Origin of the sequence: Thermogladius calderae 1633, from assembly GCF_000264495.1 — an archaeon.
Lineage (GTDB): Archaea > Thermoproteota > Thermoprotei_A > Sulfolobales > Desulfurococcaceae > Thermogladius > Thermogladius calderae.
This window is the reverse complement of record NC_017954.1, coordinates 82,023-102,150: the sequence shown is the minus strand read 5'-3', so window position 1 is coordinate 102,150 and position 20,128 is coordinate 82,023. Positions and strand designations below refer to the sequence as shown.

At 55.5% G+C, this 20,128-nt stretch carries 18 protein-coding genes and 5 tRNA genes; 14 read left to right on the top strand and 9 right to left on the bottom strand.

The genetic code is table 11. From position 1 onward, the window contains the following. Positions 1–4: 4 nt before the first annotated feature. Together TCELL_RS00590 and TCELL_RS00585 are read left to right on the top strand one after the other, a co-directional pair. Positions 5–190 (top strand): 50S ribosomal protein L40e, encoded by a 186-nt coding sequence (locus TCELL_RS00590; RefSeq protein ID WP_014736785.1) that lies wholly within the window; start codon positions 5–7, stop codon positions 188–190. 65 nt (positions 191–255) lie between these two features. Further along, a tRNA-Thr gene (locus tag TCELL_RS00585) sits at positions 256–329 on the top strand. A 62-nt stretch (positions 330–391) separates the two neighbouring features. Here TCELL_RS00585 and TCELL_RS00580 read toward each other — a convergent pair. The 3 genes from TCELL_RS00580 to TCELL_RS00570 form a co-directional block, all read right to left on the bottom strand. Next, positions 392–1,984 (bottom strand): protein kinase domain-containing protein, encoded by a 1,593-nt coding sequence (locus TCELL_RS00580; protein ID WP_014736784.1) that lies wholly within the window; start codon positions 1,982–1,984, stop codon positions 392–394. Positions 1,985–1,997: 13 nt separating this feature from the next. Further along, the gene (locus TCELL_RS00575; RefSeq protein ID WP_014736783.1) at positions 1,998–2,333 is read right to left on the bottom strand and encodes an FHA domain-containing protein; all 336 of its coding nucleotides are present in this window, start codon (positions 2,331–2,333) and stop codon (positions 1,998–2,000) included. A gap of 116 nt (positions 2,334–2,449) precedes the next feature. After that, entirely contained in the window at positions 2,450–2,674 is a 225-nt protein-coding gene (locus tag TCELL_RS00570; RefSeq protein ID WP_014736782.1) for a hypothetical protein, read from the bottom strand. 109 nt (positions 2,675–2,783) lie between these two features. Here TCELL_RS00570 and TCELL_RS00565 point away from each other — a divergent pair, with 109 nt between their 5' ends. Beyond that, positions 2,784–3,881 (top strand): M24 family metallopeptidase, encoded by a 1,098-nt coding sequence (locus TCELL_RS00565; RefSeq protein WP_014736781.1) that lies wholly within the window; start codon positions 2,784–2,786, stop codon positions 3,879–3,881. Between the two features lie 37 nt (positions 3,882–3,918). On the opposite strand, the gene TCELL_RS00560 is transcribed toward TCELL_RS00565, so the two are convergent. After that, on the bottom strand, positions 3,919–4,701 hold the full coding sequence (locus TCELL_RS00560; protein ID WP_014736780.1) for an inositol monophosphatase family protein: 783 nt from the start codon (positions 4,699–4,701) through the stop codon (positions 3,919–3,921). A gap of 95 nt (positions 4,702–4,796) precedes the next feature. Next, complete coding sequence (locus TCELL_RS00555; protein WP_014736779.1) at positions 4,797–5,117, bottom strand: hypothetical protein; 321 nt, start codon at positions 5,115–5,117, stop codon at positions 4,797–4,799. Positions 5,118–5,332: 215 nt separating this feature from the next. Between TCELL_RS00555 and TCELL_RS00550 the strand changes: the two genes are divergently transcribed. Both TCELL_RS00550 and TCELL_RS00545 read left to right on the top strand, forming a co-directional pair. Then, entirely contained in the window at positions 5,333–6,478 is a 1,146-nt protein-coding gene (locus TCELL_RS00550; protein WP_014736777.1) for a pyridoxal-phosphate-dependent aminotransferase family protein, read from the top strand. Beyond that, positions 6,475–7,404: a D-2-hydroxyacid dehydrogenase gene (locus TCELL_RS00545; RefSeq protein ID WP_014736776.1), complete on the top strand. Its 930-nt coding sequence runs from the start codon at positions 6,475–6,477 to the stop codon at positions 7,402–7,404. Before TCELL_RS00550 ends, TCELL_RS00545 begins: the two co-directional genes overlap by 4 nt. Positions 7,405–7,541: 137 nt before the next feature. Here the strand turns inward: TCELL_RS00545 and TCELL_RS00540 are convergent. Then, positions 7,542–7,615: transfer RNA gene (locus tag TCELL_RS00540), tRNA-Met, on the bottom strand. A gap of 77 nt (positions 7,616–7,692) precedes the next feature. Between TCELL_RS00540 and ade the strand changes: the two genes are divergently transcribed. Together ade and TCELL_RS00530 are read left to right on the top strand one after the other, a co-directional pair. Further along, positions 7,693–9,450, top strand: a complete 1,758-nt coding sequence (ade, locus tag TCELL_RS00535; protein WP_238529065.1) for an adenine deaminase — start codon at positions 7,693–7,695, stop codon at positions 9,448–9,450. 69 nt (positions 9,451–9,519) lie between these two features. Beyond that, positions 9,520–10,668: an MFS transporter gene (locus TCELL_RS00530; RefSeq protein WP_014736774.1), complete on the top strand. Its 1,149-nt coding sequence runs from the start codon at positions 9,520–9,522 to the stop codon at positions 10,666–10,668. 277 nt (positions 10,669–10,945) lie between these two features. Here the strand turns inward: TCELL_RS00530 and TCELL_RS00525 are convergent. Continuing rightward, a tRNA-His gene (locus TCELL_RS00525) sits at positions 10,946–11,045 on the bottom strand. A gap of 179 nt (positions 11,046–11,224) precedes the next feature. Here TCELL_RS00525 and TCELL_RS00520 point away from each other — a divergent pair. The 7 genes from TCELL_RS00520 to TCELL_RS00490 all read left to right on the top strand — a co-directional run bounded on the left by TCELL_RS00520 (position 11,225) and on the right by TCELL_RS00490 (position 18,559). Beyond that, complete coding sequence (locus tag TCELL_RS00520; RefSeq protein WP_014736773.1) at positions 11,225–11,809, top strand: hypothetical protein; 585 nt, start codon at positions 11,225–11,227, stop codon at positions 11,807–11,809. Further along, entirely contained in the window at positions 11,802–12,368 is a 567-nt protein-coding gene (locus TCELL_RS00515) for a hypothetical protein (protein ID WP_014736772.1), read from the top strand. Before TCELL_RS00520 ends, TCELL_RS00515 begins: the two co-directional genes overlap by 8 nt. Before the next feature lie 138 nt (positions 12,369–12,506). Further along, positions 12,507–15,500, top strand: a complete 2,994-nt coding sequence (locus TCELL_RS00510; RefSeq protein ID WP_014736771.1) for a hypothetical protein — start codon at positions 12,507–12,509, stop codon at positions 15,498–15,500. A gap of 97 nt (positions 15,501–15,597) precedes the next feature. Continuing rightward, positions 15,598–15,686 (top strand) — tRNA-Val (locus TCELL_RS00505). A gap of 68 nt (positions 15,687–15,754) precedes the next feature. Further along, a tRNA-Tyr gene (locus TCELL_RS00500) sits at positions 15,755–15,884 on the top strand. Between the two features lie 113 nt (positions 15,885–15,997). Continuing rightward, entirely contained in the window at positions 15,998–16,534 is a 537-nt protein-coding gene (locus TCELL_RS00495) for a translin family protein (RefSeq protein WP_052307190.1), read from the top strand. A 204-nt stretch (positions 16,535–16,738) separates the two neighbouring features. Beyond that, complete coding sequence (locus TCELL_RS00490; RefSeq protein WP_014736769.1) at positions 16,739–18,559, top strand: peptide-N4-asparagine amidase; 1,821 nt, start codon at positions 16,739–16,741, stop codon at positions 18,557–18,559. A gap of 251 nt (positions 18,560–18,810) precedes the next feature. Here the strand turns inward: TCELL_RS00490 and rpiA are convergent, their stop codons facing one another. Both rpiA and TCELL_RS00480 read right to left on the bottom strand, forming a co-directional pair. Next, positions 18,811–19,542, bottom strand: a complete 732-nt coding sequence (gene rpiA / locus TCELL_RS00485; RefSeq protein ID WP_014736768.1) for a ribose-5-phosphate isomerase RpiA — start codon at positions 19,540–19,542, stop codon at positions 18,811–18,813. Positions 19,543–19,546: 4 nt separating this feature from the next. Continuing rightward, positions 19,547–20,116 carry an HD domain-containing protein gene (locus tag TCELL_RS00480; protein WP_014736767.1) on the bottom strand — a complete coding sequence of 190 codons (570 nt, stop codon included), beginning with the start codon at positions 20,114–20,116 and terminating at the stop codon, positions 19,547–19,549. Positions 20,117–20,128: the final 12 nt, after the last annotated feature.

Here is a 20,128-nt window from a genome sequence, read left to right as displayed (position 1 = left end):
AGAGGTGGTGCTTACGCCGATCAACGACCCAGTCAAGCTGAAGATCGTCTACGACAGAGTGCTCAACAAGACTGTATGCCGTAGGTGCGGCGCGTTAAACCCGCCTGGTGCGACCAAGTGCCGGAGATGCCACTCGGTGGGTACACTGAGGCCCAAGAAAGCTGTCAGGACAGCTGCTAAGACGAGCTAAACTCCTACGTAGGTCCTGTAAGGCTAGCAAGTTTTAAATCTCGCTACATTATTAACAATTAAAGAGCCGCGGTAGCTCAGCCTGGTGGAGCGCTGCCCTGGTAAGGCAGAGGTCCCGGGTTCGAATCCCGGCCGCGGCTTGGAAACCCAACCTTCTATTCTAACATAGCATGGAGCATGGCGTAGCCGGTAGCCTCGTAGTTCACGAGGGCTTGGGAATCGCGTCCTCCCACTTCTTATCCTGTAGCAGTTTCTTGAAGCTCAGCCAGAACTCCAGCGCGTTCTTGAACCTGTCCTCTCTCTTAAGGGTGATGGTTTTGGATAGGAGTGCGAAGAGGTCTTTATCGACCTCTCTCGACAGCACGTCCATGGATATCTTGTCGCGGTCTAAGACCAGCGGGATCACCCTCTCGACAAGCTCTCCAACCCTGACCCTGCCCTCGGCCAGGCTCTTGAACAAAGGCTCTACCTCCTTATGGAAAGTAGCCAACGCGGGGTAGTCGAGGAGGAAGGGTTCTACGCTGATGTCCATCCCATACACGTACTTTAGTGCTAGGAGGTTGACCAGTGTCCTGTGGGGGAGTTTCTTGGATGTCAGCGTTGTCAGAAGAGTCAACCCCAGCGAGTACACGTCGTAGTCAAACCCGGCCCTCATCTCTAGGAGGGATAGCGGGTCCGCGAACTCCGGTGTGAGCCTCGTGGGCTTATACCACCCCTCAACAGCCCTACCCGTACTAGCGAAGTCGCTGATGTAAGGCCGGACACCGTAGGGCTCCTTAGGGTCGCTCCTCAGTAGGATGTTGTGCGGCTTCACGTCGAGGTGTAGTATGCTGAGCGCGTGTGCTAGTGCTAGAGCCCCCGCTACTCTCAGCCCCACGCTGGCGATAAACTTCGCGTCCACCCCTCTCCTACTGACGTAGTCTTGCAAGTCGCCCAGGTCGGCGAAGGGTTCTATGATCACAGGCGGGTTATCGATGTACGAGTCGGCGTCGTAGGTCTCCTGTGTGAGTACGAATCCGTGAGGGCATAAAACGTACTTCTTATACAGGCTGAGCTCGTTGTACAAAGCCTCCCCAAGCCCCGCCCTCGCCAAAAACCTCGCGATCTCTTCCTTGTCAGGGTGACACACCTGGAGCACGTTAATGTAGCTCCTCATGAAATCGCTGATCTTCTCGGGGCCTGAGAGAGCGAGTAGTGTCCCGTTGGGTAGCTTGTCCCTGGGTATCTTGAAGACGTATGTCAGCCCGTCTTTCCCCACGGTTTTCAAAACGTAGGTGAAACCGCCCTTGTCCGACACCGCCTCGACTACCTTGTAGTCGTAGAGTAGCCTTCCCACCCATATGTTAGGTGGCTTCTCCTCGGACACCCTGCTTATGATCTCCCTCAGGTAGTTTTCGATGGGTGTATCCTTTACAACGTCGGGTGTTATCCTAGCGTAGCTAACCTTGATCACCGGGTTCGAGGCTTTGTAGGAGGTCGCCACCTCGCTGAAGGCTGCTTTACCCTTCAGCCTGATAACCCCGCCTTCTTCGACCGTCAAAGCTATCACGTAGTCCCCGACGAGAACACCCCTGATGACCCTACTCCTCTCCTCGTGTCTCAGCAGGAAGTAGACCGCCTGGTGGTCCTTGATACTAGACTTAGCCGTCCTCTCGAGTTCGCCGAGGGCTTCGTTAAACGGCGCCCTCTTGTTAGCTACCTCGAACTTTATCCTCAGTAGAAGTCTAGATATCTGAAGAGGGTCGCCTAGGATATCGCTCAACTCCTCGATATTAGCGTACTCTTTGAGCACCATACCTCATCTGTCCCTACTTGAACTTAACAACTAGTACGGACTTCCCGACAACAACCCTACTGCCGTCTTTTAGTCTGACCGGCCCTTTACCCTTGATCTCCACCCCGTCAACAACAGTCCCGTTAGTGCTACCCAAATCCTCGATAAACCACTCTCCGTCACTGAAGTATATCCTCGCGTGTAGCCTCGACACAGTAGGGTCTAGTAACACGACGTCACACGTGGGGTTACGGCCTAAAACGTACTCCCCTGGGGGAAACTCCCAGCTCACCGCGGGAAGGGGGTGCGGCGACTCGGTTAAAGTCAGCTCGATGACCTTCCCTGTTTTCTTTACCTTCCTTCTGAACAATTTAAACGCCTCTCAATAAAATATTCCACCTACTTAATTTTTATGCAATATGATTGATTAAAGAAAATTGGTAAATTAATCTTTCTAGCTGTACACGCCGCGCGCGACTGCGCTTGCTAGGCTGGCAGCCTCCTGACAGTCCTGGTCAACGTATACGAGTCCCGCCCCCTAGTCATCTCCAGTGTCTCCGTCTCCACTCTGAAGCCGCAGACAGGACACTTGTAGGCTATAGAGACCCTAAGCTTGTTGTCCATGGTCTTCTCCGACTCGTAGACGACATACATCAGGCTACCGTCTCTCCTGCAAAGGTAGCCGTTCTCGGTCCTCGTCACCTGGGCCATGTTCTCACTTGTAAAACCTAGTCGATTTAGCGCTTATTAAGATCGGCGAGAAAAGCATTATTAAAATAACGCAGGAATACTGTACGCTGAGGGGTTGTTTTTGAGAAGCATGCTCTGGAAAGTGGAGGAGATAGCGGAGAGACGCGGGCTGGACGCCGTCATTATAGTGTCGCCGGAGAACGTCGAGTACTTTACCGGTGTTAAGTCCCTAGCCGACGGGATCGTCTTACTGTTTTACGACCGCCGGAGGAGGTCTACGCAGGTGTACACCCCGCTCCTAGACTACTACAGGTACAGGGACTCTCTCGAGGCCTCTGGTGTAGAGGTCTACGGGCTCTCGAAGACCCTGAAGCCGTCTGATGCGCGTGTCGTCAACAAGGACTGGGCCGAGCTGGTTAAGACCCTTGCGGGGGGTGGTAAGGTCGGGCTCGACGCGCGGTTCACATCACCTTTAATGGGGGTCGTCATGAGGAGCCTGGGAGAGTATGTCGACGTGTCGGACGACGTATCTAAGTACAGGATGGTCAAGGAGGACTGGGAGATAGAGCTGATAAAGAGAGCCGTCGACGTCACGATCCAGGGCATTAGGGCTGTGGTCGACTCGGTCGACGTGGGAGTATCCGAGGCGGAGCTCGCGGGCGTCTTCGAGGGGGCTGTCAGGAAGATGGGGGTCGAGGACTACGCCTTCCCTCTCATAGTATCCACCTCTCCCAACAACAGCTACCCCCACAACACACCTACAACTGCGAAGGTGAAGCAGGGCGACCTAATAGTGATAGACGTCGGGGTGAGAATCGGCGGGAGGTGCAGCGACCTCACGAGGGTCGTAAAGGTTGGGAGTATACCGGGCGAGTTCAAGCGGCTGGTCGATGTGGTAGTCGAGGCGGTCTCCGAGTCGCTCGACTACGTACACCCGGGCGTTAAAGCCGGCGAGGTGGCGGAGAGGGCTATAGCTGTCGTGGAGAGGCACGGGCTGAAGGAGAGGTTTATACACGGACTTGGACACGGAATCGGCGTTGTAGTCCACGAGCCGCCCTACCTTAGAGTCGGCCACGAGACTGTGCTAGAGAAGAACATGGTGTTCACGATCGAGCCAGGTGTCTACATACCCGGCGTTGTCGGGGTTAGGATAGAAGAGGACGTGCTTGTAGACGAGAGGGGTGCCAGGGTGTTGTCCTCGAGTCTTAGCCAGGTCTTAGAGGCCTGATTTAGCGGGCGAACAAAGTTGAGAGAACCAACCTTCTTTACGGCCCGTATTCACCCGGCGTGATCCAGACCTCGTCGAGGACGGTTATGCTCGTGGGGCTGATCCTATTAAGCGGAGGCCTCAGTATGACCCTCAACCCCCTATTCACTGCTACAGCCAGCCCTACTGCGATGTCGTTTATTCTCAGTTTACCGATGTCGTTTATGTAGTACTCCATCTTCCCTATAGCCGTGTAGAGGACTTCAAGCGAGGCAGCGCCCAGCGTTCTCAACTTAGGTCTCCCGCCTTTGTCTAAGACGAACTTCCTTATCTTCTCTACCAGCCTTGGGTTGATCGTGTGGATGCAGATAAGCCCCTTGCCCCTCGCAGAGAATTTGTACTCCTCATTGTTCAAGTAGACAACTCCGTTGAAGTACTCGTATTTCTCGTCCCTGAACACGTTGGAGACGAAACCGTAGACGACCCTCCCGTAACTTAGCTCGCTCATGGGGTACACGGCTATAGAGACGGCTGAAAAGGGTATCTCAAGCACGTAGTTCAAACTGCCATCCAGAGGGTCGGCCAGGACCAGGTAGTCTGGGTTTCTAGCGATCTCGTAGAGCCCCCTCTCCTCGCTCAAGACCCACGCGTTGATCCCCTTGGACTTGAAGAGATCTACAAGATACTCCTCTGCCATCAAGTCTATTTTCCTAGTCGTGTCCCCTGTAATCCCTCTTCCAATCTCCCTGCCCAGCTCAGCTCTACCTATGTTCTCCCGCAGGAAGCGGACTAGCTCTGTCCCTATCCAGCCTACCTCACTCCTCAGCCCCAGAACGTCCATTGAAACGCCTCGTCTCCGACAAAACCTAGGCCTGCCTGTATTAATTTATCTAAGATGTAGGATCGGGCGTATTTAAACCAACCCGTGGAGGAGCCCTACTCCACAATCTTCAGCTCTCTCGCTATTTGTGCGACTCTTCTAACATCCTCGCTCTTGCCCCGCACGCGCAGGTGCTCTGTATCCACTTGCTCGACTACTACAACTCCCTCCCCCGCGTTGACGACCTTTGACAATAGTCTCGAGAAGCCCGACGCAGGGATTACCAGTTCCTCCCCACCCTCGACCTCGGGAGGGTCGGTCTCTTCGCCTAGTAAGGCATAGCCTTGAGTCCTCTTCCCAGACCTCGTGGAGACCTGCTTAAGCCAGCCCTTGACGAGTATCCACTTGCCTGCCCTTGTCTTCAAGTAGACCTTCATATGTTACCATCCTACTACACGATATATAATCCGGTTTTGAAAATCTTACCACACGGGATGACCTGGCAGAGACGGACTGAGTGTGTGATGTAGGTGGAGCGACTGGGACCGCAGCATCCCTGTTCTACTTCTACAGACTACTGTCCGCACTCTACGTGGGGGTAGTAAAGGAAATATACCTTGCACTCGATATCACGTAATCGGTGGGGGATCCCATGTACCTGGACGTTGTAAGAGAAGTAGAGCAACTGGTGTGGCCTAGGAAAATGAGGCTGTTTACAGCAGGTCCGGTAGCCTGCTTCCCAGAAGTGCTGGAGGCAATGAAGTTCCAGATGTTCAGCCACAGGTCTAAGGAGTACCAGGAGCTCCACAAGGACGCTACGCTGAGGCTGAAGAAGTTCCTTGAGGCTGATAAGGCCACAGTCCTGCTGATACCCTCCAGTGGGACCGGCTTCATGGAGGCCAGCGTGAGGAACGCGATATCTCCCAGAGGTAAGGTTCTAGTCACGGTGATAGGCGAGTTTGGTAACAGGTACAAGGAGACCGTGGAGAGGAACGGGAGAGTACCTGTTGTTCTCGAGGAGGAGCTGGGCAAGGCTGTTAAGCCCGAGGAGCTGGACGACGCGCTTAAAAAGAACCCGGACGTGGAGGCCGTCACGATAACCTACAACGAGACGAGCACCGGCGTTCTCAACCCGCTGAGAGAGTTGGCTAAGGTCGCAAAGGAGCACGGGAAGCTGGTTTTTGTAGACGCTGTATCGGCGATGGGGGCGGCCGACATAAAGGTGGACGCTTGGGGTATAGACCTAGTCTTCGCCAGTAGCCAGAAGGCGTTTGGACTCCCGCCAGGGCTGGCCATGGCGGCTGTCAGCGAGGAGGTCTTCGAGAGGGCCAGAAAGATACCAGAGAGAGGCCTGTACTTCGACCTCCTAGAAATAAGGGAGTTCCTAGAGAAGCAGTGGTCGACCCCGACAACGCCGCCGATCTCGATAATCATAGGGCTGGACGTAATGCTAAGGATCATCGACCGGATGGGTGGTAAAGATGCCTGGCTCAAGATGTACGCTGAGAGAGCCGAGACGATAAGGAGAAGAGTCCTCGAGTTTGGCCTAGAGCTGTTCGCCGAGCCAGGCTACTACAGCCCTACCATAACAGTAGTCTACAACCCGCCGGGTATCAAGGGGCCTGTGATATACGAGGAGTTGAGGAAGCGGGGGATAGAGATAGCCAAGGGCTACGGTAAGGTCAGGGACATCACGTTCAGGATAGGGCACATGGGCTACATCACCCAGGAGGACATAGAAGAGCTGTTCAGGAACCTCAAGGAAGTACTGGCCTCCCTCGGCTTTGCCAAGAGGTGAAGCACGTGGTCTACAGGGTTCTAGTCGCGAGCAAGATCAGCAGGAGCGCAGTAGACTACCTGAAGTCTCAAGGCTTCGAGGTAGTCGAGGTACACGAGCCCAGCGAAGACGAGCTGGCCAGGCTCATCAAGGGTTTCCATGCGATAATCGTGAGGAGCAAACCTAGAGTAACAAGGAGAGTCATCGAGGCTGCCGACCAGTTGAAGGTAATAGCCAGGGCTGGCGTAGGCCTCGACAACATCGACGTCCAGGCCGCCGAGAGCAGGGGTATAAAAGTCGTGAACGCCCCCGAGTCGGTCACGCAGGCTGTAGCCGAGTTGACCGTAGGCTTGATGTTGGCGCTTCTGAGGAAAATCGCGTTCAGTGACAGGAAGATGAGAGAGGGCGTGTGGGTGAAGCACGAGGCGGTGGGCACAGAACTGAAGGGCAAGACTTTAGGCTTAGTCGGCTTCGGCAGGATCGGCAGGGCGGTGGCTAGGATCTGCTACTACGGGTTCGGCATGAAGATCATCTACACGGATAGACAGTGTAACATAGAGGCTGGGAGGGAGTTCAACGCCGAGTGTGTAGACCTAGACACACTGCTCAGGACGGCAGACATCGTCTCCCTTCACGTCCCCTTGACGCCCGAGACGACTCACCTGATCAACGAGGAGAAGCTGAGGCTGATGAAGAAGACGGCTATTCTAGTAAACACGGCTAGAGGCGCGGTAGTCGACACCAATGCCCTGGTAAAGGCCCTCAAAGAAGGCTGGATAGCAGGTGCAGCACTAGACGTGTTCGAGGAAGAGCCATTGCCGAAAGACCACCCGTTACTCCAACTAGACAACGTGGTCTTGACCCCACACATAGGTGCCAGTAGCGTGGAGGCCCAGGATCAAGCCGGGATAGAGGTCGCCAAGAAAATAGCCGAGCTTCTGAAGTAGACTTTATTCCGTCTCTTTTTCATCTCTTATCATCTTTTTGTTCCTCTGTAATACCAGCTAACAGAGGTAATTGAGAAGATCGAGGAAAACAAAAGAGGCTTTGTGGTAATGGCGGGGCCTGCCTCGCGGCAGGGGTATAGCGGGGGGTGGATTTGAACCACCGACCTCGGGGTTATGAGCCCCGCGGGCTACCTGGCTGCCCTACCCCGCTGCTTTACCCCGCCGTTATCTATATTATTCTACACGGGTTTTTAAAGCTCAGTTGAATGAAGTGGCGTGTTGTTCTTGGTGCGGAGCCTTATCGAGTACTTCGAGGCGGCCGCCGGTAGGAGGAGGCCGACTCTTCTCCTAAAGAACGCGCGTATCGTCGACGTGTTTACCGGCAGCGTTGTCGAGGGGAACCTCGAGATCTACAAGGACAGGATCATCGGGTTGACTAAGAGAGTCAGAGACGCCGATTTGGTACTCGACGTTAAGGGTCACTACCTCTTACCCGGCTTCATAGACTCCCACATCCACATCGAGAGCACACTACTCGTCCCACAGCAACTAGCACGCCTCCTCATACCACACGGTGTCACCACTCTCATGGCAGACCCCCACGAGATAGCCAACGTCCTCGGAGTAAGAGGCGTCAGGCTACTAGTGGAGATGAGTAGGATGTCGAAGATCAGGGTGTTCGTACAAGTCCCATCCAGGGTCCCCACAGCACCCGGGCTAGAGACTACAGGTGCCGTACTAGAGGACAGAGATGTGGAGGAGCTGCTCAGAGAAGAATCCGCTGTCTCGCTTGGCGAGCTGAACTACCAGAACATACTGAGGGATCCGGGCTACCTGAGGAGGGTTGAGGCAGCTTTGAAGCTCGGGAAGAGGTCTAATGGTCACATGGCTGGAGTAGTAGAGGAAGACTTCGTTAACGCGCTAGCGTCAGCCGTGCTTACAGACGACCACGAGGTTGTCTCCGGCGACGAGGCTTTTGTTAAGCTGGTCAGGGGTGTAGCAGTCATGGTGAGAGAGGGTAGTAGCGAGAGGAACCTCACCGACGTGGTCAAGGGATTGGTGGGCAGGCTCAGGGACTACCGCCAACTGATGTTCTGCACCGACGATAAGCATCCCACGGACATCTTGAGAGAAGGGCACATCGACTACAATGTACGAAAGTCTATTGAGGAGGGTCTAGACCCTATCGTGGCGGTTCAGATGGCGACTATAAACCCCGCCACGTACTTCAGGCTAGACCACTTAATAGGCTCTCTGGCCCCAGGTCGTAAAGCAGACGTATTGGTCGTAGACAGTCTCGAGAAGCTGGGTATAAGGACCGTAGTCTTCGACGGTGAGACTGTGTACCACGAAGGTAGACTCATGTTCGAGGTCCCGCGGGTCGAGTTACCCGAGTGGGCGAGGAACACCGTGAGAGTCAACCAGGGTCTAAAGGCGGAGGACCTTGTGGTAAAAGTCGGCTCGGAGAGTAGAAAGGCCCTAGTGAGGGTGATAGGAGTGATCCCTGGGCAGATCCTCAAGAAGGAGCTAAGAGAGTGGCTAGGGGTTAGAAGCGGAGTAGTAATTGGGGACGTGGGGCGCGACATCATCCACATAGCAGTGGTGGAGAGGCACAAGGGGCTGCCCAACGTAGGCAAGGGTTTTGTGAGGGGCTTCGGCCTGAAGAAGGGGGCGATAGGTTCAAGCGTGTCACACGACCACCACAACATAGTGGTAGTTGGCGTAGACCCTCTAGACATGTACGTCGCTGTGAGAAGGCTGAGCGAGATAGGTGGGGGCTTCGTCGCCGTAATGGGCGGTGAGATATTGGCGGAGCTCCCTCTAGAGTTCGCTGGGTTGATGTCGACTAGGAGCTACGAGGAGGTCGTGGAGAGGTTAAACAGACTCGAGTACATCGCGAGGCACGTGCTGGGGTTGAGCCTCCCCAATCCGTTCATGCAGCTAGAGTTCGTTTCGTTGCCGTCTGTCCCCGAGATCGGGATCACGGACAGAGGTCTAGTTGTAGACTACAAGCTGGTCGACCCGGTCATCGAGGTTTACAGATGAATCAGCTTTAAACACGGGCGAGTACAATAAGAAGGCTAACAAGGTGCCGTCAACCAGCGTGGTGGAGCGATGTTCAAGGACAAGAAGAGCGCTTACGCGGCTGTCGCCTTCGTTAACACTCTGGGATGGGGAGTCTACTACTCGTTTACGCGGAGGTACCTGGTCGACGAGTTGTCGGCGGGCAGGGTCGTCATGTTGCTGGCAGGTCTAGAATGGGGGATGAGCATGGCCTCGCTTTTCGCGGCTCTCCTAGAGCAGCGTCTCGGCCGAAAGAGTATTCTGATCGGGGGCCTTTCCTCGCTACCGATCGTCGCGTCGAGCTTCATTAAGGAGCCTTACGCTTTCTCGGCTGTCATAAGCTTGTCGAGCCTCTTGTGGGCTTTATCGTGGCCGAGCGTCATCTCCTCCGTGTTCCAGGAGGTCACGGGCGAGTACGGTAAGGCCTACAGTAGCTTCACAATCGCGACAGGGCTAGGCTTCGGGGTCGGAGCCCTACTATCTGGCCTCGTGTACAAGTTGGGTGGGGCCTTTCTCGTGTTCCTGTTAATAGCCCTCCTATTCGCGACCACGTTCGTAGCGGGTTGGGCTTTAAGCCCTACGGGGAAGAGCACTAGCTACAGTAAAATTGAGTGGGGGCTAAGGGACAGAGGGTTGACAGCCTTCCTCACGTCTTTAACCCTAATCGTATTCGCCCGCGAGATGTTCTTCGCTGTGGGCGCTGTAAAGCTTAGCAGGAGTATAGACGAGCTGTTTTCACAAGTAGACGAGGGGACAAGGTACGTCTTGTACGGGTTGTTCTACGGCTTCATAGGCTCCCTTATAAGCCCCTTCGCGAGGCTGGTGTCGGGCCGCGTAGTCGACAAGTATGGTCCGTTAAACGTTTACATAGCGTCGAGCGCCTCCTACCTAGTCACCTACTGGCTGTTCGCCCTGACAAGCGGTATCGTGCCGGCCCTGCTCTGGCTGGTCCCCCTATACCCGTTCCTAGACACGTCAGTGTACTCGTACGTCGCGGAGAGGAGTAGGGAGAACAACAGAACTCACGGCTTTGGACAGGTCATATTCTTCACAAGCCTCGGCGGTATCCTCCTCCTACCAGCTCAACCCCTAGTGGGCTCTAACACGCTGAGAGCAGGGTGTTTCATCACAGCAGCGGCCCTCTCCTCCATAGTCATTGCTTACTCTAAGTCGAGAAGCAATGGGGATCGCCCCAGGTAAACCAGGTGCCTATCATCATCTCAGGGCTTCATGCGGTTACACAGGTCAGGGGGCACGTGAGGCTTTAGAGACGACATTCTAGAGGCCAAGACTGTAATGAGGCGTCTCTAGAGGACTCTATCTCGGGGACTAGGGGCGTCGAATTCTAAGCTTGCTATTCCGACCTTCGGGGCTCTACTAGCAGAGACACGCCTTAAACGGGTCTCAGAGAGTAGAACGACCCAATACTCATTACTTCGTGTCGTGCATTAAAGGGAAACGCTTAAGTCAAATGAAGGGCCCGGGCCGGGATTTGAACCCGGGACCTCCGGGTCTGTGCCGGCCCCTATTAGGGGCCGTCCACAGCCCGGCGCTCTACCAGGCTGAGCTACCCGGGCCATTTTCGCTGCTTAATGGCCCAAGCTCATCATCGCTTTACGCTCTATGTCCGGGCCCTTTATCGGTTGATGAATAGTGTTGGTGAACCTATTAAATCTTCACGCTATATCGTGGTTCCCAGCTTCGACCTCCGCGCACTCACGTTATTAAGTTCGGGGCGACTTAACTATACCTGAGGATGGTTTTTGTGTCGGCTAGGAGGAAGACTTTTGCGGCCCGCGAGGACTTGATCGACGCGGTAAAGGAGATCGCCAGGAGAAGGGGCTACAGCTTGTACGACTACGTGAACGAGCTTTTCGAGGTGGCTATCAAGGCAGAGAAGGAGGGGTACTCGATCACGGGTGTTGTCAACGAGTTCTTATTCTTCAAGCAAATACGTGAGTCAGGCTTCGTGTTACTGCTCGAGAACCTCTTCCAGGCCATGGTTAAGATGGCTTACAGGAACCGCCTGGAGGCGCACGCGGCCTGGAGGGACGCGGGGGTGTGGATGGCCAAGTCTTTTAAAGCGAAGTACGGCGAGAGGGCCCTATCTCAGTTCAAGAGCATGGCGACCTGGATTTTCTGGGACATACCCGAGTTCGAGGTCAGGGAGTTGGGTGACGGGGTCGAGGTGTTTGTCACCAGCCCTCGGTTCAGCCCGGAGTACGCAGACCTGTTCAAGTCCATGGTAGAGGGCTTCTTAGAGGGGCTCGGGTACAGAGTGGACTCAAGCGAGGTAGTGGGTAAGACGGTGATCGTGACAGGTAGATCGGGCAATGCCTGACGCGAGCAGGAAGAAGTTAATATACGTCTCGGAGGACGTGCTGGAGAGGCTTGCGAGGCTAGCCTACGCTAGAGGCGAGTCGCTTGCTAAGCTACTAGACCGGGTACTGAGGCAGGTAGTAGAGGCCTTCGACATGGGCTACAACATGGAGGAGCTGATAGACCTCCTCAAGGTAGTAGAGGTAGAGAAGAAGCTCGGAGCAGTGTTCGTCCCCCACGAGGTAGTAGAGACCCTACTGGAGAAGACGGGCGACAGCGACGACGTCCGGAGGGTGTTCTATGAGGCGGGGAGGGCCTACGGGCTGTACATTAGGAACAAGTACAGGGGGTCGCTCGACATCGTGAGGTCTTTTCTCGAGAAGACCAGGTGGGACTTAAACGAGGTCTCGGTAGTCGAGCAGGGAGACTCTTATAAGCTTATGTGCGTTTCCACGGTCATGGACGAGGTTGAGACGAGTATGACAGCCAGCTTTATTGAGGGCCTGCTAGCAGGGCTCGGCTATACCATACTGAGAGAGGAGGTCTCTAAAGGCATAATAGTCGTCGAGTTCAAGGCTTAGCATGAAACCTGGACTGCCCACGAGGGCACAGCTCTTCCCGCGGTCTGTGCACAGGATCTAATGATCGGTTTAGGGTTGTGTACGCACCCTTAAAAACCAACCCCCTTTATCAATTATCAGTCCGAGTGTGGTGGTGGAATGAGTAGAGTAACCTATACGCTCGTACTCGCCCTAATAATCGCCTCTATAGTAACGCCAATAGTGGCAGTAGCAGGAGTCACAGGCAACCTACAGCTACAAGTCACCCCTAGTAAGGGCTCTCCCGGCGACGTCATCGTAATTACAGGCGTAGCGCCTCTAGGCTACACGGTCAACGTGTCGTTCGTAAACTACACAGGCACAGCGCCTGCCCCAGGCAACTACCAGGTCCTAGCTAGCACACTAGCACTTGTCGGGCAGGGCGGTAAGTTCCAGGCTGTCCTAGTAGTGCCCTACGTCCCTTACGCGACTAACTACGCTGTGTATGCCTTCGTCCCAGGCTTCGAGGCCAACACCTACGACTACGTGCCGTTCACCTTAGTGCCCAAGCTGATACTCAACGTCACGACTGTCAAGTCCGGCGGTATGGGTGGCCTAATACCAGGCTCGATCGTAAACATAACTGGTGTGGGCTTCACAGCTGGCGCTGGTGTAACCATCTACATCAACGAGACAAACGTCCAGATCGGCTCCGTTCAGACCAATGCTAGAGGCGTGTTCACATACATATGGTCGGTCCAGAACATGCCTAAGGGCACTTACACGATAGTAGCCACCGACGGCGTCGTCACAGCTAGCACCACGATAAACGTTGTGCCAGCCCTATGGTTCTACGACCCCAACACAGGCGTATACGTCGACCTGCTCACAATATCCGGCACCTTTGTCAGAGATCTCGAGGAGAACATAACCCAGCTACTAGTAGTGGGCACCGGCTTCGACCCCAATGTGGGCGTAATAGACATAACGTTCAGGAACTCGTTCTACAACTACATCAAGACGATACCCGTCATAGCCGCCACTGACGCTTACGGCGTGTTCTCTACCGCCCTGTATATAGGCCACATACCTGGAGGCACCTACACGGTCATTGTCACCGAGTCGACCAACGCCAGCTACACGTTCAAGGACGTGATCACTTTCAACGCGTACATAGAGGCCTACGACTACAACGCCTACGTGGGCGCCTTCGGCTCTACAGCCTATAACGTAGTGGCGGCCTCTATGCCAGCTCTCAAGGTAACCAGCCCTGGTGCCAAGGTGATAGTGTTCGGCTGGGCGTTCGCCCCAGGCAACATCACGACTGCTGCTGGCACTGTAAGCGTCCCAGCCCACATATTCATTGACGTCGACATTCCAGACAACACCCTGACGATCTCCAGCGTCGTGGTTGGCACGCAGATCGACAGTTACAACTTCCTGCCCGACGCTGACGGCTTCAACATTGTAGTAGTCCTAATGCCCTCGGCCATAGTGAGGGGCGGCCACGAGATCGGTGAGACCCAGAACATCACCGCCCCCGTCCAGCTGAGGTTCTCGGCTAGAACCAACATAGCTGTCGGTCCAACAGCCTACTTCACGCCACCAGCCGGTACAGTAGGGCCGTACACCAGCATTGTCGGAGTTGAGCCTAACACAGGCATTGGTGTCGTCTCGGGTAGCTTCGCAGGCCCGTACTACTGCCTGGTCTCGGGCATGACAGTCTGCGGGATTAACGTCACCGCGCCTACAAATGTCGTACAGCTGTGGAAGACTGCTCTCGGCACCAACGTGACGGTGTCCGGCGTCGGCTTCGACCCCAACCAGCCAGTGCTAGTCTTCATTGAGGGAGTTCCACCAGTCGACCTGAGGCTACTGTACCCGAGCTACTTCGCCGCTTACGGGCAGAACCTATCGAGCTTCCTGCCCGACGGTATCCTAGTCGCGTACACCACAACAGACAGCAAGGGTAGCTTCTCGACGTGGTTCATATTCCCGACACTACCCGGAGCAAAGTACAAGATATGGGTGTTCGTCGGCAGGATATCTGGAGGCTACGACCAGGTACAGGCTGTCTACATAGCTAACCCGAGCATCACGTCATTCCAGGTACTACCAGGGTTCTACCTCAACCCGGCAGTAGCTGTTGGCCCCTACGTGGCTGAGGTCGTAGCTACAGGTCTGCCGTACGGTGCTACCGGCGGCGTCGCTGGCGTAGCCATTAGGACTACGGTACTAGACACTATTGCCGGCGGCGCGTACAAGCAGAACCTCAACGACGGTATCATGGGCGTTAACATGCACGTGACCAACTGGAGGATCACCCCCAACGGCACCCTCACCGACGTGCTGTCGCCGAGCGTGTTCCCAGGCCTCTACATACCTGTACTAGAGCCCGGCATTTACGAGCTGAGGATGATAATGCCCGACGGCAGCCTGTCCGCGCCGACATACATAGGTATATTCAACGACATAGCTGACATACAGCTCATTAGAGACAATGTGATCGCTATAAAGGCCGGCGTGTCCCAGATACTCGTGAACCTACAGCAGATCAACGCCACACTGGTCTCGGTACAGGGCGACATAGCGACCATCAAGACTGACGTGGGTACGATAAAGACGACCGTACAGGCTATACAGCCAGTTGTAGTGTCCATCAACGGCACTGTGGCAGAAATTAAGACTGCCGTGGGCACAATACAGGGCGTTGTACTGAGTCTAAACGGCACTGTAGCCACAATCAGCACAACTGTGGGCGTGATAAGGGCAACCGTAGACTCGCTGTCCAGCGTAGTGTCTGGGCTGCAGTCCACTGTGAACGCTCTGAGCAGTAGCGTGAACACACTGTCGAGCAGCCTGTCGACTCTAAGCGATAAGGTGGACAAAGGCTTCGCCAACATGTCGAGCGCCATAAGCGCCGTGTCGGACAAGATCGACAGTAGCACAAGCAGCCTGAGCAACGCTATCAGCAGTGCCCAGTCCGCTATCACGAACGCCGTGAGCTCCGCTCAGTCGAGCCTGTCGAGCAAGATCGACTCCGCCCAGTCAGCGCTGAGCTCTCAGGTGTCCACCGTCTCCAACTACGTGCTGGTAACACTCATACTAGCGCTGATTGCTGCGGCTGCTGCAATATACGAGGTCATAGTACTACACAGGAAGCTAGCTGGATAAAACCCCGACCACAACTCTTTTTTCTAAACATCGGGCCCCTAAGGGGCCTTACTCCCAAGTTTAAAACCCTCCTCTCCATCATCATAATCATAGTCTGGGGCCCGTCGTCTAGCCTGGTTAGGACGCCGCCCTTACAAGCAAGGCTAGGAGAGGCGGAGGCCCGGGGTTCAAGTCCCCGCGGGCCCACTAAACCCTCGCAGGCATTGCTTATAAAAGGGCAGTCTCTATATAATGAGATTGGTCTGGCGCGTAAACCCGCCGTAGCTCAGCGGCAGAGCGCCCGGCTGTAGGGGTTACCCGCCCACCAAACTACCCGCCCTGGGGTTGGATGAGGGTGGGTCGGCAGTTACCGGGTGGTCGGGGGTTCAAGTCCCCCCGGCGGGATTTTTAACCCTCCCGTCCTACCCTCAACGAGGTGGTCAACTATAGGGCTCGAACAAGAGGTTAACGAGGCCATCGAATACCTCTCGGTCAAGGACAAGGTTAGAGAACAAGTCTTGAAGGCTTCTAGGGAGATACTGAGGTACTCGACCGAGGCCACCCGCCTAATACACGCAGGCGACCTGCCGCGGGCTCTCGAGAACATCAGGAGAGCCGGGGACGTCTACATCAGCTTGGGTAGCGTGCTGGCGGAGCACCCCGACATACTATACAGCGGAATATTGCAGGGGGCGTTAGTCGAGTACGTAGAGGCGTATATGACCTACTACGCGATAACCGAGGGCAGAGTGCCGAGCAGAGCCGAGATCGGCGTAGACCACGTCTCGTACCTGCTAGGGCTGGCGGACTTCATCGGCGAGCTCAAGAGGCACGCCCTCGACCTGCTACTCATAGGCAAACTCGAAGAGGCGGAGAGGGTCCTCCGCTTGATGAAGTACGTTTACGACAACCTGAGGAAGGTCAGTTTCCCGGACGCCCTTCTCCCCGGCTTCAGGCATAAGATAGACACTGCTAGGAGACTCATCGAGACGACGCAAGAGCTCCTCATATACTCCAAGAACGCTAGGTTAGCAGCAGGGGCTCTCTCCAAGTAGTACTTTGCCCCCGCCTAACCGTCCTCGGGCCGTTGTCCAGCAGTGTTCTTGTAGGCTGTCAGCCCTACCCTCTACTCTCCCGTCGTATATACCTTGTGGTTTATGTGTGTGTTTAGCAAGTAAGTATAGAAGGTAGCCGTACGCAGCAGGTAATGGTCAATACTTATAACCTTGACTGTGAGATAATTCCACTTTGGTGGTGTAATGCGGAGAATTCTAATAGTAATAGCGCTGGGTCTCCTCCTGGTAGCCGTCCTGCAAGCCCTCCCCGTCTCTAGCAGTGTACAACCGGACACTAGGTTAAGGAGCCTTGCGGTGTCCCCTCTCTCAGAGAGGGTTGTTCAGCAGGCCTACGCGGTGCCGATCATACCCCCAGGCTACTCGCTGTACGCCGGGTTCGACAGTAGACCTGGCGTCAACACGCAGGGCTTCTGGAGCTGGCAGGACTACCCCGGCTACGTCCCCTCAGTCCAGCCCGTCGAAGTCCCGATACTGGTAAACGCTGCCTCAAACAACCTCTCAGACCCCAACTACCCGCCAGTCCCCTCAACAGCTGTAGTGAGCCTCCCGTCGGGTAGCTTCTCAAAGATCCTGTTGAGAGTCAACGTCACGCTACAGAGCGCTGTCCCCGGTAGGCCCGGGGTCAACTACGACAGAGCTCTCTGGATATTCGTGGACGGCATACCTCTATTAATAGGGACTACGGCCCAGAGATTCAACTACACGCTAGTCGCGGATGTGACGTACCTGTACCCAGTCTTGGTGGGCGGGTCTCACAACTTCACAATGATACTCAACAACTGGGTCATACCCAGTCTAGGGCTGACAGGGTACTTTGTGGTCAACGCTAGCCTACTCTACTACCCCGGGACACCGCCGCCAGACGTCCCCGACGCGGTCCTACCTCTCTGGAACACCTCCGGGATAGCGTGGGTCACGCTGAACACCAGGCAACCGGTCGCGTGGCAGGTCGTCAACATACCGTCCAACGCTGTTCAGGCCTTCCTCTACTTGTACGCCGAGGGCGCGTCGTACGACGAGTTCTGGTGGACGAACATACCCACGGACAGGTTCATAATGGTCTACTCCGATGGTAGGCTGGTCGCGGTGACACAGGCGTTCCCATACATCTACACGGGAGGGGTACTGCCATTCCTCTGGAGACCTGTGCCCGCTATCGACACTTACGCCTTCCACCCGTTTGTGGTCGACGTTACGCCTTACCTACCGTTCCTGGTGGGGACGCACAACCTGTCAATAACCGTGAGCAACAACATGAACTACTGGCTTGTAGGCGGGTCCATAGCCCTCAAACTCTCTAGCCAGAGCGTCTCCTACACGTTCCTAGGCGACAACCCCGTGTTCTCTCGCGTTGAGAACCAGCTCAGCGTAGCTGGAGGCGTAGTCTACACTGTAACGTCGAGCTACGTCAACACGGCTAGACTCAGTATAACAGTGGGCGGATCGACGTACACTTACATAACAGACTACTACGTCTACGCCTCGGGGAGCCAGGCCTACAGCGACGTCTGGTGGAACACGACGCTAAACCAGGTCTGGGGGTTCAAGAGCAGGTGGGGGACGAACTTCGCGGCGAGGACCGAGAGCTCCTCTATAAGAATGAACTACTACGAAATAGTGGTCCCGCAAGGTGACATAAGCAAGGCGACAGTAAGTAGCCCTGTGCCCGCGCAGGACGTGATGAGGGTGTTCGTCTCCCACTCGTACGAGTCGACATACGCAACCAACTTGTACGGCTACCCCGTTACAGCGTACATGAAGCAGTCCGTGTCCGCCTACGGGGGCATGGTCGCTAACCTGCTGTACGTATCGCCTACAGGCGCAATTATAACGTCTATTTCGAGCGTGTCAGCGAAGAACACCAAGAGCGAGTACTACGATCTCAAGCTCGGGGCAAGCCTGCTGTACAGGTTTAACAGGCTAACAGTAGGCTCCACCACGTACCCGCCACTAGTCTACGCGCTCGAGAGGGACGTTGTAGGGGTAGTTAATAATTGGTGGTAAGAGGTAAAGTTTATAAGCTCTGCCTCCGTTCACCTTCGATCGTCAAGGCGCTCCAGCGGGGCGGTGGGAGCACTGCTCCAAGCCCCGCGGGCCTCAACCTAGATGGGAGCCCCGTGCCGTTGGGCTCGACCGCCGCCCGTGAACCCATAGTGATCGCGCGTGACCTGTGGGCGAGGCGGAAGTCCCTCGACGCGACCGAGCGACGCGACCGAGTGAAAATTAATTGGAATGAACGTCAAGGGACAAACGGTCTACTCAGCCAGGTGAACACCTTTTTTCCTGGTAAACCTCAACTCCTCGACCCTGTCACTGTACCCTACTATTAGCAGGTCGGTAAACCCCTTGAAGAACCCGGTCGACACAACTCCTGGTATCGACTCTATTGTCTCAGACAGCTCGTTCAAGTCCGCTTTCTCGGGCACTCTCACATCGACGATGACGCCCCCCAAGTCCGAGACCACGGGGCCGTACTTGCCTCTCCCAGATACGCGGACATCCGCCTCGAGGCCCATCGACTTAAGCTTGCGTAACACGATGTTGAGCGCCTGCGGGACGACCTCGACTGGTAGTGGGTGTCTCTCGCCGAGCCTCTTGACCTTCTTAGTGTAGTCCACTATGAAGACGTTGAACAGCGAGCTGTATGCCAGTATTTTCTCGAGAGTCATGGCCGCGCCACCGCCCTTGATCATCGAGCCGTCCTCCGAGACCTCGTCGGCCCCGTCGACGTATACCTCTACAAAGTCCACGGTCGAGGCGTCTAGGACTCTGAACCCTTCTCGCCTCAATAAGAGTGCTGTACTAATAGAGGACGGCACGAAGAGGACGCCTTCCCTAGCTCCGAGCCTCTTCGAGAGCTCCTCGATAAACTTTTCCACCGTGCTCCCCGTACCGACGCCGATAAGCTTGTACCCTCTCTCTAGGACGATATCGACAGCCCTATACGCGGCGTTCCTCTTCGCCACCTCGGTCTCCACACCGATCACCCGCTCACCTGGCTTTGTATTCCAGTAGGCTTGCGACGTATTTCTGCACGCACTCCCTTAACCCTCCGGGAAGCCTCGGTACCAGGCTCATCACGTTAGACCGCGTGTTCTCGACGATGTCCCTTACCCCCTCGAACCCGTTGTTGAGGTAGGACACGGCTCTCAGGTAGGTGGCCAGGTCGTCTGCTATCTTGACGAGTATGGCTTCGACACTAGTAGCCGACTCCATCTCCGCGTACAGGTCTTTGAGGTACTCGAAGCCAAGCTTACCCAGGGCCTCCTCCTCTAGTCTCCCCACCACGTCTCCCAGCCTCTCTTTCACGGGCCTCGGTATATCGCCGGTGAGCGCCTCGGGCAAGTCATGTATTAAGGCCATGGTCAAGGCCTTACCCTCGTCGATCCCCCCACCGCAGCCTCTAGCCTCGTGCGCGATTCTCAGAGCTAGGACAGCTACGAGGTACGAGTGAGAAGCCACATCCTCGGCGAAGGCGGCTGGCACACCTCTGATCAGCCACCCAGCCCTGGGGATGTTGTACAAGGCCAGTAGCTTGTCCAACTCGTCTCTACTAGACAACCGACCACCCGA